Consider the following 16,119-nt stretch of genomic DNA (forward strand, 5'->3'; position numbering starts at 1 on the left):
GCGCGGTGTAGTGCAGGTGGTGCGGGCCGGCCCAGATGTACAGGGTGATCAGCGCCCAGAAGTGGACGATGGACAGCCGGTAGGAGTAGACCGGGCGCCCGGCCTGCTTGGGCACGAAGTAGTACATCATGCCGAGGAAGCCGGTGGTCAGGAAGAAGCCTACGGCGTTGTGCCCGTACCACCACTGGACCATGGCATCGGTGGCGCCGGAGTACATCGAGTAGGACTTGAACCAGCTCACCGGCAGCGACATGTGGTTGACGATGTGCAGCATCGCGGTGGTCAGGATGAACGAGCCGAAGAACCAGTTGCCGACATAGATGTGCTTGACCTTGCGCTTGATCAGGGTGCCGAAGAACACCACCGCGTAGGCGACCCAGACGATCGCCAGCCAGATCGCGCCGGTGAACTCGATCTCGGCGTATTCCTTGGTGGTGGTGTTGCCCAGCGGCAGGCTGACCAGCAGGATCACCGCCACCGCCTGCCAGCCCCAGAAGGTGAAGGCGGCCAGGGTGTCGGAGAACAGGCGTACCTGGCAGGTGCGCTGCACCGTGTAGTAGCTGGTGGCGAACAGCGCGCAGCCGCCGAAGGCGAAGATCACCAGGTTGGTATGCAGCGGCCGCAGGCGGCCGAAGCTGGTCCAGGGCAGGTCGAAGTTCATCTGGGGCCAGACCAGTTGCGAGGCGATCAGTACGCCCAACCCCATGCCGATCACGCCCCATACCACGGTCATGATGGCGAACTGGCGAACCACCTTGTAGTTGTAGGCAGGTTCCGTCGTTGCTTTGTTCATCTGTACAGTCCCGAAAGAAATGAACAGCCGGCGACCGCCGTCGAGGGGGGTGACGGGGCGCCAGCCGGAGCCTGCAATCTAAGGGCTGAGGCGGGGGTAAAACAGCTTCAGGTCGATATGGAATTTGGGTATCAGATGGGGCAGGGGAAGGCGTTCGCGCAGGGCAGCGGCGCATACCGGGATGGGGGACGCGAGCCGATCATGGCGGATGACCGCGCGCGGTTATCCGCCTTACTCCGGAGTGGCTTTCCGTCTGCGGGGCGTCATCCCGCCAGCGACTGGGCGATCCGCCCGAGGGTCTCCATCGCCTTCTCCTGCCGCGCGCTCCACGGGTGCCCGTAGTTGAGCCGGGCGCAATGGGCGAAGCGGCGGGTGGCGGAGAAGATCGGCCCCGGGGCGAGGCTGATGCCCTGGGCCAGGGCCAGTTGGAACAGGCGCAGCGAGTCGACCGCCTCGGGCAACTCCAGCCAGAGGAAGTAGCCGCCGCTGGGACGGCTGACCCGGGTCTGCTCGGGGAAGTAACGCGCCACCGCCGCGAGCATGGCGTTCTGCTGGGTCTCCAGGGCGTAGCGCAGCTTGCGCAGGTGGCGGTCGTAGCCGCCGTGCTGGAGATAGTCGGCGATGGCCGCCTGGGCCGGGATCGACGCCGACAGGCTGGTCATCAGCTTCAGTCGCTCGATCTGCTCGGCGTAGCGTCCGCCGGCCACCCAGCCGACCCGGTAGCCCGGCGCCAGGCTCTTGGAGAAGGAACTGCAGTGCATCACCAGGCCTTCCTGGTCGTAGGCCTTGACCGGTTTCGGCGCCTGCTGGCCGAAGTACAGTTCGGCGTACACGTCGTCCTCGATCATCGGCACCTGGTGGCGCGCCAGCAGCTCGGCGAGGGCGCGTTTCTTCTCGTCGTCCATGCTCGCGCCCATCGGGTTCTGGAAGTTGCTCATGAACCAGCAGGCCTTGATCGGCAGGCGCTCCAGGCTGTCGGCGAGCACTTCCAGGTCGATGCCTTCGCGCGGATGCACGGGGATTTCCACCGCCTTCAGCTTCAACCGTTCCAGCACCTGCAGGGTGGCGTAGAACGCCGGCGCCTCGATGGCCACCAGGTCGCCGGGACGGGTGACCACCTGCAGGCAGAGGTTGAGTGCCTCCAGCGCGCCGTTGCTGATGACCAGTTCTTCCACCGGCAGCAGCAGGCCGCCGACCATGTAGCGCAGGGCGATCTGCCGGCGCAGGCCATGGTTGCCCGGCGTCATGTCGGCGACCACCGACTGCGGGTCCATGTCGCGCACCGCGTGGGCCATCGAGCGCGCCAGGCGCGGCAGGGGAAACAGTTGCGGACTGGGGAACGCCGAGCCGAAGGGCACGGTGTCCGGGTCCTTGATCGAACTGAGTACGGAGAACACCAGCTCGCTGACGTCGACCTCGGTGGCGTCGGCCTGGCGCGGGCTGATCTCCGGTTCCGGCAGCGGCCGCTGCACGTGCTGGCAGACGAAGTAGCCGGAGCGTGCGCGGGCCATGATCAGCCCACGGCTTTCCAGCAGGTAGTAGGCCTGGAACACGGTGGAAGCGCTGACCCCGTAGGTACGGCTGGCGTGCCGTACCGAGGGCACCTTCTGCCCGGGGGCGAGGACGCCGGTGCGGATCAGCTCGGCAATCTCGTCGGCGAATTTCTCGTAGCGCTTCATCTTGTCCTGGCCGCTGTCCTGGCTGGCCGTGGGCACGGCCGCTGGCGCCCACTCTATGCGCGCCGGGACCGTGTTGTCATGCCTCATCGCGGCCTCCTCAGCGCGCCGGCGAAACGAAGGTGCTGGTGCTGCCGACCGCCAGGCTCGGGTCGTCGATGCCGCGCAGGCTGAACGCCAGCGGTTGCGAGCCGGCCCTGGCGCGTTCGGCGGTAGAGGCCACCGACACCGGGAAGTCGAGGATCTCGCCGGGCTTCAGGCTCAGGGTGTGCTCGCCCTGCAGGCGGAACTCCGGTGCGTCGTCGAGTTGCAGGCGATAGCGCTGCGGCTGCTGGGTCTTGTTGATGACCTTGAGGGTGTAGATGTTCTCGATCTGCCCGGCGGCGTTCTCGCGGAACAGCCCACGGTCGCGGGTCACGTCCAGCGAGGCCAGCGGGCGGGCATCCAGGGCGACGACGAAGGCGCCGATCATCGCCAGCATCACCGCCGCGTAGCCGACCAGGCGTGGACGCAGGAAACGGGTCTGGCCACCTTCCAGGGCGCGTTCCGAGGTGTAGCGCACCAGGCCGCGTTCATAGCCCATCTTGTCCATGATCGAGTCGCAGGCGTCGACGCAGGCGGCGCAGCCGATGCAGGCGATCTGCAGGCCGTCGCGGATGTCGATGCCGGTGGGGCAGACCTGCACGCACTGCTGGCAATCGATGCAGTCGCCAAGCCCCTGGGCGCGCGGATCGCTGCCTTTCTTGCGGGCGCCGCGGGACTCGCCGCGGGCGGCGTCGTAGGACACGATCAGGGTGTCCTTGTCGAACATCACGCTCTGGAAGCGCGAGTAGGGACACATGTGGATGCACACCTGCTCGCGCAGCCAGCCGGCGTTGACATAGGTGGCGGCGGTGAAGAACAGCACCCAGAACAGGCTTTCCAGGTCCAGCTGGAAGCTGAACAGGTCGGCCACCAGCGGTCGCACCGGAGTGAAGTAGCCGATGAAGGTGACCGCCGTGACCAGGCTCACACCCAGCCATAGCGCGTGCTTGGCCGTCTTGCGCAAGAGCTTGGCGGCGCTCGCCGGACCCTGGTCGAGCTTGATCCGCGCGTTGCGGTCGCCCTCGGTGACCTTCTCGCACCACATGAACACCCAGGTCCATACGCTCTGCGGGCAGGTATAGCCGCACCAGACGCGGCCGGCGAACACGGTGATGAAGAACAGGCCGAAGGCGGCGATGATCAGCAGCGCCGAGAGCAGGATGAAGTCCTGCGGCCAGAAGGTCGCGCCGAAAATGTAGAACTTGCGCTCGGGCAGGTCCCAGAGCACCGCCTGGCGGCCGTTCCAGTTCAGCCACAGGGTGCCGAAGAACAGCAGGAACAGCAGGCCGCCGCCGAGGCGGCGGAAGTTGCGGAACAGACCGGTGAAGCTGCGGGTGTAGATCGGGCCGTTCACCGCCGACGGCAGCTTGCCGGGCGCGGGCGGCTGTTTCGACGGAGCGGCCGGTACGGCGGGCTCGACCTGGATAGCGGGAATTCTTTCGCTCATTTTTCGTAGGCCCATCAGGCTGGAGAGGCGGTTGCGACTATAGGAACCGGCTGATGGGCGAAACAGCGGCAGATCGAGCGGGAAAAACCATATCAGATGCCTCCGGAAAGCAGCGGCCCAGCATTGCCGCGGGTTACCGGGCGTCCTCCGGCAGTACAGATATGCACCCCGTGGCAACCGGTCGCAGGCGGCGCGAATTCGCCGTCGTCGGCCATCTGATGTGTTTTTTTCGGCGGAATCTGCCGCTGTTTCGCTGTCTGTACGCGGGCGATAGTGGGTGCCAGTGAACACCGGCCCATCCTGTCGCCAGAAACAGGGGCGCAGCCGGTCCCCGGTTTCTTCGCCACCCACCCTGCCCGTCATCGGTGGAGAAACCCTGTCGATGAGGGCTTTGCGATGTACCAGTACGACGAATACGACCAGGCGCTGGTGAGCGAGCGGGTGGCGCAGTTCCGCGACCAGATCGCCCGCCGCCTCGACGGCGAACTGAGCGAGGAGGAGTTCCTCCCGCTGCGCCTGCAGAACGGCCTGTACCTGCAGAAGCACGCCTACATGCTGCGCGTGGCGATTCCCTACGGCACCCTCTCGTCGCCGCAACTGCGCGCGCTGGCGCATGTCGCCCGGCACTACGACCGCGGCTACGGGCACTTCACCACGCGGCAGAACATCCAGTTCAACTGGATCGAACTGGAGCAGGTCGGCGATATCCTCGAACACCTCGCCGGCGCGCAGATGCATGCGATCCAGACCTCCGGCAACTGCGTGCGCAACATCACCACCGAAGCCTTCGCCGGGGTCGCCGCGGACGAATGGACCGACCCCCGGCCGCTGGCCGAGATCCTGCGCCAGTGGTCGACGGTGAACCCGGAGTTCCTGTTCCTCCCGCGCAAGTTCAAGATCGCCCTCAGTTCGGCGGTGGAAGACCGCGCCGCGGTGCAGATGCACGACATCGGCCTGTACCTTTACCGCCACCCCGACGCCGGCGAGTTGCGCCTGCGGGTCCTGGTCGGCGGCGGCCTGGGACGCACGCCGATGCTCGGCCAGGTGATCCGCGACGACCTGCCCTGGCAGCACCTGTTGTCCTACGTCGAGGCGATCCTGCGGGTCTACAACCGCTACGGCCGGCGCGACAACAAGTACAAGGCGCGGATCAAGATCCTGGTCAAGGCGCTGGGCATCGAGGCTTTCGCCCGCGAGGTGGAGGAAGAGTGGCAGCACCTGCGCGACGGCCCGGCACAACTGACTGCCGAGGAGNGGCATCGAGGCTTTCGCCCGCGAGGTGGAGGAAGAGTGGCAGCACCTGCGCGACGGCCCGGCACAACTGACTGCCGAGGAGTGCCAGCGGGTCGCCGAGCGCTTCGTATTGCCGCGCTACCTGCCGCCGGCCGGCGGCGAGCTGGCCTACGGCAGCGCCCGTGCGGTCGATCCGGCCTTCGCCCGCTGGGCCTCGCGCAACGTCCAGGCGCACAAGGTGCCGGGTTACGCCTCGGTGGTGCTGTCGACCAAGCCCGGCGCCAGCGCGCCGCCGGGCGACGTCACCGCGGAGCAGATGGAACGCGTCGCCGACTGGGCCGAGCGCTACGGTTTCGGCGAGATCCGCGTGGCCCACGAACAGAACCTGGTGCTCCCCGACGTGCGCCTGGAGAACCTCCACGCGCTGTGGCGCGAGGCCTGCGCAGCCGGCCTCGGCACGCCTAACCAGGGCCTGCTCAGCGACATCATCGCTTGTCCCGGCGGCGACTACTGCGCGCTGGCCAACGCCAAGTCGATCCCCATCGCCCAGGGCATCCAGCAGCGCTTCGAGGACCTCGACCACCTGCACGACATCGGCGAGCTGAGCCTGAACATCTCCGGCTGCATGAACGCCTGCGGCCACCACCACATCGGCAACATCGGCATCCTCGGCGTCGACAAGAACGGCAGCGAGTGGTACCAGGTCACCCTCGGCGGCGCCCAGGGCAAGGACAGCGCGCTGGGCAAGGTGATCGGGCCATCGTTCAGCGCTGCCGAGGTGCCGGCGGTGATCGAGCGGATCGTCGAAACCTTCACCGACCTGCGGGTCGGCCCGGAACGTTTCATTGACACCTTCAACCGGGTCGGCCTGGAGCCGTTCAAGGCCCGGGTCTACGCCAGGATGGAGGAACCGGCATGAACAACCTGATCCGTTTGCGCGATGGCGTCGCCGAGGTCTGCCGCGACGATCCCTGGCAACTCCTGCGCGAGTTGCCCGACGCGCTGCCGCCGGGGCCGTTGCTGCTGCCTCTGGCGGCCTGGCTGGAGCGCCGCGGCGAGGCCGGAGCCGCCGCGCCCTGGCTGGCGCCGGACGATGAGGTGGAAGCCTTGCTGCCGCACTTCGCCGAGCTGCCGCTGATTGCCGTCGACTTCCCCAGCTTCCGCGACGGTCGTGGCTACAGCCTGGCCTACCTGCTGCGCGTGCGCCTGGGCTGGAGCGGCGAGTTGCGCGCAGTGGGCGACGTGTTGCGCGACCAGCTCAGCCATATGCGCCAGTGCGGCTTCGATGCCTTCGCGGTGCGCGAGGACAAGAACGTCGAGGACGCGCTCAAGGGGCTGGCGGGTTTGAGCGTGCTCTACGGACGCTCGGCGATCGAGCCGCGACCGTTGTTCCGCCGACGCTAGGCATACGCCCCCGGACCGACGCCGATACCTGCCGCAACGCCGACCTGGCCCCTCTCCCGCAGCGGGAGCGAGGCGCGCCCCTCAGCCGTAGATCGAGGAACTGGCGGACGGCGCCGGCGCGCCGCCCTTGAAGCGCCCCGCCAGCTCGCGCAGCGAACGCATCAGCAGGCTGGTGTCCACGCCCACCGCGATGAACGCGCAGCCCAGCTCCAGGTAGCGCCGCGCCAGCGCCTCGTCGGCGGAGAGGATGCCGGCGGCCTTGCCGGCCGCGCGGATGCGGCGGATGGCGTCCTCGATGGCCGCCTGCACCTCGGGATGGCCGGGATTGCCGCGATGGCCCATGGCTGCGCTGAGATCGGCCGGACCGATGAACACGCCGTCGACACCCTCGACAGCGGCGATCGCGTCGAGGTTGGCCAGGCCCTCCAGGTTTTCCACCTGGACCAGCAGGCACATCTGCTCGTCGGCGTGGTTCAGGTACTCCGCCACGCTGTTCCAGCGCGAGGCCCGGGCCAGCGCACTGCCGACCCCGCGTACGCCCGCCGGCGGATAGCGCACGGCGCGCACCAGCCCTTCGGCCTGGGCGGCGCTGTCGACCATCGGTACCAGCAGGGTCTGCGCGCCGATGTCGAGCAATTGCTTGATCAGCGCAGTGTCGCCCTGCACCGGGCGGATCACCGGCTGGCCGGGGTAGGGCGCCAGCGCCTGCAACTGGCCGAGCAGGCTGCGCAGGTCGTTGGGCGCGTGCTCGCCGTCCAGCAGCAGCCAGTCGAAGCCGGCGTTGGCGGCCAGCTCCGCGCAGTAGGGATCGGCCAGGCCGAGCCACAGGCCGATCTGCGCCTCGCCGCTGCGCAGGCGTTGCTTGAAGCGATTGACGGGCAGGTCCATGGAAATGCCTCCTCAGACGAAACGGCAGGAGATGCTGCCGAGCAGGTCGTAGTCGACGTGGAAGGTGTCCCCCGGCGCGGCCGCCACCGGGCGGGTGAAGGAGCCGCCGAGGATCACCTGGCCGGCCTCCAGGCAGACGCCGTAGGGCGCCAGCTTGTTGGCCAGCCAGGCGACGCCCTTGGCCGGGTGGTTGAGCACCGCGGCGGAGACGCCAGACTCCTCGATCACGCCATTGCGGTAGAGGATCGCCGGTACCCGCCGCAGGTCGATATCGCCTGGCCGCACGGCCCGGCCGCCCATCACCACGCCGGCGTTGGCGGCGTTGTCGGAGATGGTGTCGAAGACCTTGCGCGTGACTTTCGTTTGCGGGTCGACCTGCTGGATGCGCGCATCGATGATCTCCAGTGCCGGGATCACCCACTCGGTGGCCTCGAGCACGTCGAACAGGGTGCAGCCCGGTCCCTTCAGCGGCTTGCCGAGGATGAACGCCAGCTCCACCTCGACCCGCGGCACGATGAAGCGCTGGAAGGGGATGTCGCTGCCCTCCTCGAAGAACATGTCGTCGAGCAGCGAGCCGTAGTCCGGTTCGCTGATGTTCGACGAGACCTGCATGGCGCGCGAGGTCAGGCCGATCTTGTGGCCCTTGAGCACGCGCCCGTCGGCGATCTTGCGCTCGACCCAGGCGCGCTGGATGGCGTAGGCGTCCTCGATGGCGATGTCCGGGTAGTCGAGGGAGAACTGCCTTACCTGCTGGCGCGAGCGTTCGGCGGCGTCGAGGCGGTTGGCGGCTTCCTGGATCAGACGGGGATCGAGCATGGTCGGGGTCTCTCGGTTCAGCGTGGGTTGACCACGGCGGCGGGGGTCCGCAGGACCAGGCCGGCGCCGAGGGCGATGAGGATGGCCAGCAGGTACAGGGCCAGGCTGGCGCTCTGGGTGGTGTCGCGCATCCAGCCGATCAGGTAGGGCGCGAGGAAGGCGGCGATGCTGCCGAAGGAACTGATCAGGGCGATTCCGGCGGCCAGGGTGGTGCTGGAAAGGAAGGCCGGCGGCAGTTGCCAGAACATCGGCAGGGCGGCGCTGGCGCCCATCCCGGCGATCACCAGGCCGCCCATCACCAGCCAGGCGCTGGTCGGCGCCAGGGCCGCCAGGCTGAGCCCGGCGGCGGCCATCAGCAACGGAATGCCGAGGTGCCAGCGGCGCTCGCGCAGGCGGTCGGAGGAACGGCCGATGAAGATCATGAAGGCGCAGCCGGCGAGATAGGGCACCGCGCTGAGCATGCCGATGCGGCTGTCCTGGGCGATGCCGGCGCCGTGGATCAGGCTCGGCATCCAGAACGCGATGGTGTTCACCGCCAGCATCACCGCGAAATAGATCGCCACCAGCAGCCACACCTGCGGATTGCTGAAGATGCCGGAGAAGGAGGTGATGGTCTTGCGCTGCTCCTCGCCGGCCAGTTCCTCGCGCAGCAGGTGCTTCTGTTCGTCGCTGAGCCACGTCACCCGTTCGAAGCTTTCCGGCAGCGAGCACCAGACCACCACGCCGAGCAACACAACCGGCAGGCCTTCGATCAGGAACATCCACTGCCAGCCGCGCAGTCCGAGGGCGTCATGGAAGCCTTCTAGGATCCAGCCCGAAAGCGGTCCGCCGATCACCCCGGCCATGGGCACGGCGATGGCGAACAGGGCGGTGATCTGCCCGCGTCGGCGCGCCGGGAACCAACGGTTCAGGTAGACCAGGATACCGGGGAAGAAGCCGGCCTCGGCGACCCCCAGGAGAAAGCGCAGCAGGTAGAAGCCGCGCGCGGTCTCCACCAGCAGCATGGCGGTGGAGAGACAGCCCCAGACCAGCATCAGGCAGGCGATCCAGCGGCGCGGGCCGATCCGTTCCAGCATCAGGTTGCTGGGCAGGCCGAACAGCGCATAGGCGATGAAGAATAGCCCGGCGCCGAGACCGTAGACGGTGTCGCTGAAGTGCAGGTCGGCGCTCATCTGCAATTTGGCGAAACCGATGTTGATGCGGTCCAGATGGGCGAAGACGTAGCACACCAGCAGCAGCGGCATCAGCCGCCAGGTGACGCGGTCGTGGGTGCTGTCGCTGAGAGGCAGGGTGGTGCTGTTCAGGGTGCTGGCTGTGCTCATGATCTTGTACTTTTTGTGAGCGCCCGGACGTCCCGGCGACCTGTCGGTGGCCGGGAGGCGAGCTGGGTGAGTGCAGCGTTATGGCGGGCCGGTCAGTCCGCCGGGTTGTTCAGGAATTCATGCACGTTGTTGCGCTTGTAGTTCAGCTCCGCGTCCAGTTCGGTGAGTTCGAAGGACAGCGCCAGCAGGCGTCGCGCCTGGAGCTCGGCGAAGTGCGCGGTGATCACCTCGAAAAGTGCCTCGGCGACTTGCCGGCGAGTCTCCAGGTCGCGACCGGCGCCGACTTTCAGGGTCATGTGGACGAAGGCGTAGTCGTGCTTGCCGTCGGCCATGCGCCAGGTGTCCAGGCGCACGCCGCGGCTGCGGATGCCGCCGAGCGGGAAAACGCCGCTGGCGCCAAGGCAGGCGTGGACCTTCTCGAACAGGCCGGGCAGGTCGGCTTCGGCTTCGATGTTGTCGGTGTATTCGGCGATGAAGTGCGGCATGGTGGCGTCCTCAGAGGCGGCTGGCGCAACTGGCGCCGGCCGGGTTGCCGGCTTGGGCGGCGGGGATCGCCGAGCCGTCCTGGGCGGTGACCGGGAATACCGCGTTGATCTGCCCGGTGCCGGAAGAGCCGAAGTAGGGCGTCACCACCTCCGCCTTGCCGTCGTAGGCCGACCAGCCGAGGGCGCCGAGGAGCATCGCGGTGTCGTGCATGAAGCCTTCGCCATGGCCCTTGGAGGCGTACTCCGGGAGCATCCCGCAGAATTCCGCCCAGCGGCCTTCCTGCCACATCTGCACGACTTCATGGTCGAGGACCTCGAGGAACGGGCTCCAGATGCGGTCGGAGAAGTCCGGCGCCTGGCCGTTCTGGGCGAAGCGGTGGGACAGCGAGCCGCTGGCGAGGAACGCCACCGTGCCGTCGTAGTGCTCTTCCACCGCCTTGCGCATGGCCCAGCCCAGGCGCGCGCTGTCGTTCAGGTAATGCACGGTGCACAGGGCGGAGACCGAGACCACCTTGAAGTGGCGGTCCTGGTTCATGTAGCGCATCGGTACCAGGGTGCCGTACTCCGGGCCGAGGGTAGTGGCGTCGTGGGCCAGGGTCTCCACGCCGAGCGCGTTGCAGCCTTCGGCGAGGATGCGGCCCAGCTCCGGGTTGCCGGGGAAGCCGTACTCCATGTTGGCGATGAAGTGCGGCAGCTCGTTGCTGGTGTAGAGCCCCTCGAAGTGCGGCGCGCAGTTGATGTGGTAGCCGGCGTTGACCAGCCAGTGGGTGTCGAACACCACGATGGTGTCGACCCCCAGTTCGCGGCAGCGCCGGCCGATCTCGCGGTGCCCGTCGATCGCCGGCTGGCGGCAGCCGTGGCGCGGGCCGGGCAGCTCGGACAGGTACAGCGAGGGTACGTGGGTGATCTTGGCAGCCAGAGCGACTTTGCCCATGACGATTCTCCTGGTGGCCCGTTGGGCCTGGCAGCGGGCGCGGCCGCTGGCGGCTCGCCCGGATTCTTCTGATTGTGTCTGCACGCCGGCGCTGCTGGCGGCCTCGGGCGGCCGCTCTGCACGAGCGCGCCCTACACGCCCCAGCGGGGGATGTGATGGCTGCCCATGGATATACACACGTTCTTGATCTCGGCGAATACCTCGAAGCTGTATTCCCCGCCTTCGCGTCCGGTGCCCGAGGCCTTCACCCCGCCGAACGGCTGGCGCAGGTCGCGCACGTTCTGGCTGTTGATGAAGACCATCCCGGCCTCGATGCCGCGTGCCAGGCGATGGGCCTTGCCGATGTCCTGGGTCCAGATGTAGGAGGCCAGGCCGTATTCCACGTCGTTGGCCAGGCGCAGCGCCTCGGCTTCGTCCTTGAACGGGATCAGGCAGACCACCGGGCCGAAGATCTCCTCCTGGGCGATGCGCATGCGGTTGTCCACGTCGGCGAACACCGTGGGCTGGATGAACTGCCCCTTGCTCAGGTGCGCCGGCAGGCCGGCCGGACGCTCCAGGCCGCCGGCCACCAGGGTGGCGCCTTCCTCGAGGCCGATGCGGATGTAGCCGGTGACCTTGTCGTAGTGGGCCTGGGTGATCATCGAGCCGACCTGGGTCTTCGGGTCCTGCGGATCGCCGACGATCAGGCGCCTGGCGCGCGCGGCGAACTCGGCGACGAACTGCGGGTAGACGCTTTCCTGGACGAAGATGCGACTGCCGGCGGTGCAGCGCTCGCCGTTCAGCGAGAAGATGGTGAACAGCGCGGCGTCCAGCGCCCGCTCGAGGTCGGCGTCTTCGAAGACCAGCACCGGCGACTTGCCGCCCAGTTCCATCGAGTACTTCTTGATCCCGGCCGCCTCCATGATTCGTCGCCCCGTGGCGGTGCCGCCGGTGAAGGACACCGCGCGCACGTCGCGGTGGCGGACCAGCGCGTCACCGGCGCTGGCGCCGTAGCCCTGGACCACGTTGAACACCCCCGGCGGAATGCCCGCCTCGTGCACCAGGCGGCCCAGCTCGTTGGCGGTCAGCGGCGACAGCTCGGACATCTTCAGCACCGCCGTGTTGCCCAGCGCCAGGCACGGCGCGGTCTTCCAGGTGGCGGTCATGAACGGTACGTTCCACGGCGAGACCAGGCCACAGACGCCCACCGGCTGGTACAGGGTGTAGTTGAGCATCTGGTCGTCGACCGGATAGCTGTGCCCGTTCATCCGCGTGCAGACTTCGGCGAAGAACTCGAAGTTGTGCGAGGCGCGCGGGATCAGCACGTTCTTCGTCTGGTGGATCGGCAGGCCGGTGTCGAGGGTCTCAAGTTCCGCCAGGTGCGGCACGTTCCGGTCGATCAGCTCGCCGAGCCGGCGCATCAGGCGCGCGCGCTCCTTGGCCGGGGTATTGGCCCATTTCGGGAAGGCTTCCCGGGCCGCCGCCACCGCCGCGTCGATTTCCGCCGCGCCGCCGCTGGCGACCTCGCCGATCAGCTCGCCGGTGGCCGGGTTGTAGTTCTCGAAGACGTCCTTGCTTTCGACCTCGCGGCCATTGATCCAGTGTTTGATCATTCTGCGTGCTCCTGTGCGCGGGCGCGGAAGAATTCGGCCTCGCTGACGATTCGGTTGACCAGGCGACCGACGCCTTCCACCTCCACCACCACTTCGTCGCCGGGGACCACGTCGGACAGGCCTTCCGGGGTGCCGGTGGCGATCATGTCGCCCGGCTGCAGGGTCATGAAGCTGGAGAAGTATTCGATCAGGTAGGGGATGTCGAAGATCATGTCCGCGGTGCTGCCTTCCTGGCGCAGCTCGCCGTTGACCCAGGTGCGCAGGGTCAGCCGGTTCGGCTCGGGAACCTCGGCCGCGTCGACGATCCACGGCCCCACCGGGGTGGTGGCGTCGCGGTTCTTCACCCGCAGGTTGGGCCGGTAGTAGTTCTCCAGGTAGTCGCGGATCGCGTAGTCGTTGCACACCGTGTAGCCGGCCAGGTAGCCGAGGGCGTCCTCGCGGCGGACGTTGCGCGCCGGCTTGCCGATCACCGCTACCAGTTCGCACTCGTAGTGCATGTAGTCGACGTTGTCCGGACGCCAACTGACCTGGCGGTGGCCGGTGTAGGTGCCCGGCGACTTGATGAACGCTAGCGGTTCGCTGGGCGCCTTGAACGACAGTTCGGCGGCATGGTCGGCGTAGTTCAGGCCGAGGGCGAACATGCTCCCGGTGGCCGGCGGCAGCCACTCCACCCGGTCCTCGGCGAGCAGGGTGCCGTCGGCCAGGCGGACGGCGTTGGCGTCTTCCACGGTGACCTGGTGAACCCGGCCCTGGTAGCGGATGCGTGCGTGTTTCATGGTCGGTTCCTCATTCCGCGACGATGCTGTTGGCGAGGCGGCCGAGGCCGTCGATCTCGACCTCGACGCGGTCGCCGGGATGCACGTCGACGCGCCCTTCCGGGGTGCCGGTGATCAGCACGTCGCCGGCGTGCAGGGTCATGAACTCGCTGATCTCGGCGATCAGCCGCGGGATGTCGCGCACCAGGTTGGCGGTGTCGTTGCGTTGGCGCAGTTCGCCGTTGATGTACAGCTTCAGCTCCAGCGCATGGGGATCGGCGATCTCTTGCGCCGGCACCAGTTGCGGACCGAACGGGCAGAAGCCGTCGCGGCACTTGGCTTTCACCGCCGGACGGTAGTAGCTGTCTTCCGGCAGGCTGAACTCGTTGACGATCACGTAGCCGGCGACATGCGCCATGGCCTCTTCCTCCTTCACCCGGCTGGCGTCGCGAGCGATCACCACGCCCAGCGCCGGGCCCGGTTGCAGGCGCTCGACGCCGCGCGGGAAGAGCACCGGGGCGTCGTGCTCGTTGCGGGTATTCGGTGTCTTGATGAACAACACCGGCTTCACCGGCGGCTTCTGGTAGGGCGGCTGCTGGAACTCCGGCAGGCGGCTGTCGAGCAGGCCCTTGTAGTTCAGCGCGACGCCGAACAGGGTGCCGGCGGCGACGTCATTCAGTGCGCGGCTCATTGTGGTGGTGTCTCCTGGCGCGATAAGCGAACGGCGAGGGGGCCGTCCTGGCGAAAACTCGTTAATGTGTTAACGTTATATTTAACATGTTAATGATCGTCAACCCCGGCTGCTGCGCCATTCGTCCCGGGGAGGTGGCAAGAGGCGCCGTCTGCGGTATACGGATGCCCGCGACGGCTTGCGTGCGCAGCCGGGAAGAACAACAAAGAGAAGATCGCCATGCCAGAGCGCCAGCCGATCCCCAACATCAACATTGGGCAGGTCTACGACCAGCGCTATGCCGACGCCGAGGTGCACTACGATGCGCTGGGCAACCTGGCCGGATTCTTCGGCCGTAACATGCCGGCGCACCGGCACGACCGTTTCTTCCAGGTGCACTACGTGAAGAACGGCGCGGTGCGGGTCTATCTCGACGAGCGCCAGTACCTGGAGTCGGGGCCGATGTTCTTCCTCACCCCGCCGACCGTGCCGCACGCCTTCGTCACCGAGGCGGACGCCGATGGCCATGTGCTGACCGTGCGCCAGCAACTGGTGTGGAGCCTCACCGAGGCCGAGCCGGGCCTGGCGCCCGGCCCGCAGGTGGCGCCGGCCTGTGTGGCGCTGGGCAACCTGGAGGGCGGCGCGGCCGAGGAGGCGGCGCGCCTGGCGCTGCTCTTCGAGCAGTTGCGCAGCGAGTCGATGGCCAGCCGTCCCGGCCGCCAGCAGACGCTGCTGGCGCTGACCCGGCTGGTCATGATCAGCCTGCTGCGTCTCTCGGCCAATTCGGTGGCTGCGCGGCCGATGCGCCACGAAGACCTGCAGATCTTCCAGCGCTTCAACGCGCTGATCGAGGAGCGCTATGCCGAGCACTGGCCGCTGTCGCTCTACGCCAGCCGGATCGGCGTCACCGAGGCGCGCCTCAACGACGTCTGCCGGCGCATCGCCGACCTGCCGTCGAAGCGCCTGGTGTACGAACGGCTTATGCAGGAGTCCAAGCGCCTGCTGCTGTTCACCGGCGGCTCGGTGAACGAGATCTGCTACCAGCTCGGCTTCAAGGACCCGGCCTACTTCAGTCGTTTCTTCGTGCGTTACGCGGGGCTTACCCCCAGCGCTTACCGCCAGCGACAGGCCGACGGGGAGTCCCGTCGCTGAGCGGGTGGGCGGGTATACTCGCGCTCCCACTCGAACAGGAAGCGTTTCTCCATGCATGATGCAGCCACCTCCATGCCGCCGCAGGCTCCCTCAACCTGGGCCGACTACCTTGCCGGCTACCGCTGGCGAGGGCAGGGCGAAGGATGTTCCGCGGCCACGGTCCACCGCCTGGAGGCTGCGCGGCGGCCGACCCTGTTCGTCAAGCAGGAAGTGCTGTCCGTACATGCCGAGCTGCCCGCCGAAATCGCCCGCCTGCGCTGGCTGCACGGTGCCGGCATCGACTGCCCGCAGGTGCTGAACGAAACCCAGAGCGACGGCCGGCAATGGCTGCTGATGAGCGCCGTGCCGGGGGACACGCTGTCCGCGCTGGCGCAGCGCGGCGAGCTGGAGCCCGAGCGCTTGGTGCGCCTGGTGGCCGCCGCCCTGCGCCGGCTGCACGATCTCGATCCGGCCGCCTGTCCCTTCGACCATCGCCTGGAACGGCGCCTGGACACCGTGCGCCAGCGGGTCGAGGCCGGGCTGGTGGACGAGGCGGACTTCGATGACGACCATCGCGGTCGCAGCGCCACGGAGCTGTACCGCCTGCTCCTCGACCGGCGTCCGGCGGTCGAAGACCTGGTGGTCGCCCATGGCGACGCCTGCCTGCCAAATCTGCTGGCGGAGGGGCGGCGCTTCAGCGGCTTCATCGATTGCGGGCGGCTCGGCGTCGCCGACCGGCACCAGGACCTGGCCCTGGCCGCGCGGGACATCGAGGCCGAACTCGGCGCGGCCTGGGCCGAGGCCTTCCTCGTCGAATACGGCGGCGATATCGACGGCGAACGGCTGGCGTACTTCAGGCTATTGGACGAGTTCTTCTAGAGTAGGGCCG

General features: G+C 67.8%; 14 protein-coding genes and 1 pseudogene. 4 read left to right on the forward strand and 11 right to left on the reverse strand.

What is annotated here, in order from left to right:
• From LT948_RS27070 to ccoG, 3 genes are all read right to left on the reverse strand, one after another.
• Positions 1–793: cbb3-type cytochrome c oxidase subunit I (locus tag LT948_RS27070; RefSeq protein ID WP_049303129.1), on the reverse strand; the 793-nt coding region annotated here is incomplete at its 3' end.
• A 263-nt stretch (positions 794–1,056) separates the two neighbouring features.
• Positions 1,057–2,472, reverse strand: a complete 1,416-nt coding sequence (gene mapR / locus LT948_RS27075; protein WP_003101248.1) for a GntR family transcriptional regulator MpaR — start codon at positions 2,470–2,472, stop codon at positions 1,057–1,059.
• Between the two features lie 97 nt (positions 2,473–2,569).
• Positions 2,570–4,291 carry a cytochrome c oxidase accessory protein CcoG gene (gene ccoG, locus LT948_RS27080; protein WP_003132287.1) on the reverse strand — a complete coding sequence of 574 codons (1,722 nt, stop codon included), beginning with the start codon at positions 4,289–4,291 and terminating at the stop codon, positions 2,570–2,572.
• A 105-nt stretch (positions 4,292–4,396) separates the two neighbouring features.
• Between ccoG and LT948_RS27085 the strand changes: the two are divergent.
• Positions 4,397–6,152: pseudogene (locus LT948_RS27085) on the forward strand (nitrite/sulfite reductase).
• Positions 6,149–6,637 (forward strand): DUF934 domain-containing protein, encoded by a 489-nt coding sequence (locus LT948_RS27090; protein WP_003093457.1) that lies wholly within the window; start codon positions 6,149–6,151, stop codon positions 6,635–6,637. The pseudogene LT948_RS27085 and the gene LT948_RS27090 overlap by 4 nt, the downstream one beginning before the upstream one ends.
• Positions 6,638–6,718: 81 nt before the next feature.
• Here the strand turns inward: LT948_RS27090 and hpaI are convergent, their stop codons facing one another.
• The 8 genes from hpaI to LT948_RS27130 form a co-directional block, all read right to left on the reverse strand.
• A complete protein-coding gene (gene hpaI / locus LT948_RS27095) occupies positions 6,719–7,525 on the reverse strand; it encodes a 4-hydroxy-2-oxoheptanedioate aldolase (protein WP_033995422.1) in 807 nt (268 codons plus the stop codon).
• A 12-nt stretch (positions 7,526–7,537) separates the two neighbouring features.
• A complete protein-coding gene (hpaH, locus tag LT948_RS27100) occupies positions 7,538–8,341 on the reverse strand; it encodes a 2-oxo-hept-4-ene-1,7-dioate hydratase (RefSeq protein ID WP_009313325.1) in 804 nt (267 codons plus the stop codon).
• Between the two features lie 17 nt (positions 8,342–8,358).
• Positions 8,359–9,663, reverse strand: coding sequence for an MFS transporter (locus LT948_RS27105; RefSeq protein WP_003132293.1), 1,305 nt, complete (start codon positions 9,661–9,663; stop codon positions 8,359–8,361).
• Between the two features lie 92 nt (positions 9,664–9,755).
• Complete coding sequence (locus LT948_RS27110) at positions 9,756–10,148, reverse strand: 5-carboxymethyl-2-hydroxymuconate Delta-isomerase (protein WP_003093450.1); 393 nt, start codon at positions 10,146–10,148, stop codon at positions 9,756–9,758.
• Between the two features lie 10 nt (positions 10,149–10,158).
• The gene (gene hpaD / locus LT948_RS27115) at positions 10,159–11,082 is read right to left on the reverse strand and encodes a 3,4-dihydroxyphenylacetate 2,3-dioxygenase (protein WP_003093449.1); all 924 of its coding nucleotides are present in this window, start codon (positions 11,080–11,082) and stop codon (positions 10,159–10,161) included.
• A gap of 131 nt (positions 11,083–11,213) precedes the next feature.
• Entirely contained in the window at positions 11,214–12,674 is a 1,461-nt protein-coding gene (gene hpaE, locus LT948_RS27120; protein ID WP_003110130.1) for a 5-carboxymethyl-2-hydroxymuconate semialdehyde dehydrogenase, read from the reverse strand.
• Positions 12,671–13,450, reverse strand: a complete 780-nt coding sequence (locus tag LT948_RS27125; protein WP_003110132.1) for a fumarylacetoacetate hydrolase family protein — start codon at positions 13,448–13,450, stop codon at positions 12,671–12,673. The genes hpaE and LT948_RS27125 overlap by 4 nt, the downstream gene beginning before the upstream one ends.
• Before the next feature lie 10 nt (positions 13,451–13,460).
• Complete coding sequence (locus LT948_RS27130) at positions 13,461–14,120, reverse strand: fumarylacetoacetate hydrolase family protein (RefSeq protein WP_015502340.1); 660 nt, start codon at positions 14,118–14,120, stop codon at positions 13,461–13,463.
• Positions 14,121–14,339: 219 nt separating this feature from the next.
• Here LT948_RS27130 and hpaA point away from each other — a divergent pair, with 219 nt between their 5' ends.
• A complete protein-coding gene (gene hpaA / locus LT948_RS27135) occupies positions 14,340–15,251 on the forward strand; it encodes a 4-hydroxyphenylacetate catabolism regulatory protein HpaA (RefSeq protein WP_003093443.1) in 912 nt (303 codons plus the stop codon).
• Between the two features lie 51 nt (positions 15,252–15,302).
• Positions 15,303–16,109: an APH(3')-II family aminoglycoside O-phosphotransferase gene (locus tag LT948_RS27140; RefSeq protein WP_010793441.1), complete on the forward strand. Its 807-nt coding sequence runs from the start codon at positions 15,303–15,305 to the stop codon at positions 16,107–16,109.
• The last annotated feature ends 10 nt before the right edge of the window (positions 16,110–16,119 follow it).

It is taken from the genome of Pseudomonas sp. CP-1, from assembly GCF_021213715.1.
GTDB classification, from domain to species: domain Bacteria; phylum Pseudomonadota; class Gammaproteobacteria; order Pseudomonadales; family Pseudomonadaceae; genus Pseudomonas; species Pseudomonas aeruginosa.

Coding starts and splice junctions, on each gene's coding strand:
- mapR (WP_003101248.1), bottom strand. CDS start 2,472: ATGAAGCGCTACGAGAAATTCGCCGACGAGATTGCCGAGCTGATCCGC.
- LT948_RS27090 (WP_003093457.1), top strand. CDS start 6,149: ATGAACAACCTGATCCGTTTGCGCGATGGCGTCGCCGAGGTCTGCCGC.
- hpaI (WP_033995422.1), bottom strand. CDS start 7,525: ATGGACCTGCCCGTCAATCGCTTCAAGCAACGCCTGCGCAGCGGCGAG.
- hpaH (WP_009313325.1), bottom strand. CDS start 8,341: ATGCTCGATCCCCGTCTGATCCAGGAAGCCGCCAACCGCCTCGACGCC.
- LT948_RS27105 (WP_003132293.1), bottom strand. CDS start 9,663: ATGAGCACAGCCAGCACCCTGAACAGCACCACCCTGCCTCTCAGCGAC.
- LT948_RS27110 (WP_003093450.1), bottom strand. CDS start 10,148: ATGCCGCACTTCATCGCCGAATACACCGACAACATCGAAGCCGAAGCC.
- hpaD (WP_003093449.1), bottom strand. CDS start 11,082: ATGGGCAAAGTCGCTCTGGCTGCCAAGATCACCCACGTACCCTCGCTG.
- hpaE (WP_003110130.1), bottom strand. CDS start 12,674: ATGATCAAACACTGGATCAATGGCCGCGAGGTCGAAAGCAAGGACGTC.
- LT948_RS27125 (WP_003110132.1), bottom strand. CDS start 13,450: ATGAAACACGCACGCATCCGCTACCAGGGCCGGGTTCACCAGGTCACC.
- LT948_RS27130 (WP_015502340.1), bottom strand. CDS start 14,120: ATGAGCCGCGCACTGAATGACGTCGCCGCCGGCACCCTGTTCGGCGTC.
- hpaA (WP_003093443.1), top strand. CDS start 14,340: ATGCCAGAGCGCCAGCCGATCCCCAACATCAACATTGGGCAGGTCTAC.
- LT948_RS27140 (WP_010793441.1), top strand. CDS start 15,303: ATGCATGATGCAGCCACCTCCATGCCGCCGCAGGCTCCCTCAACCTGG.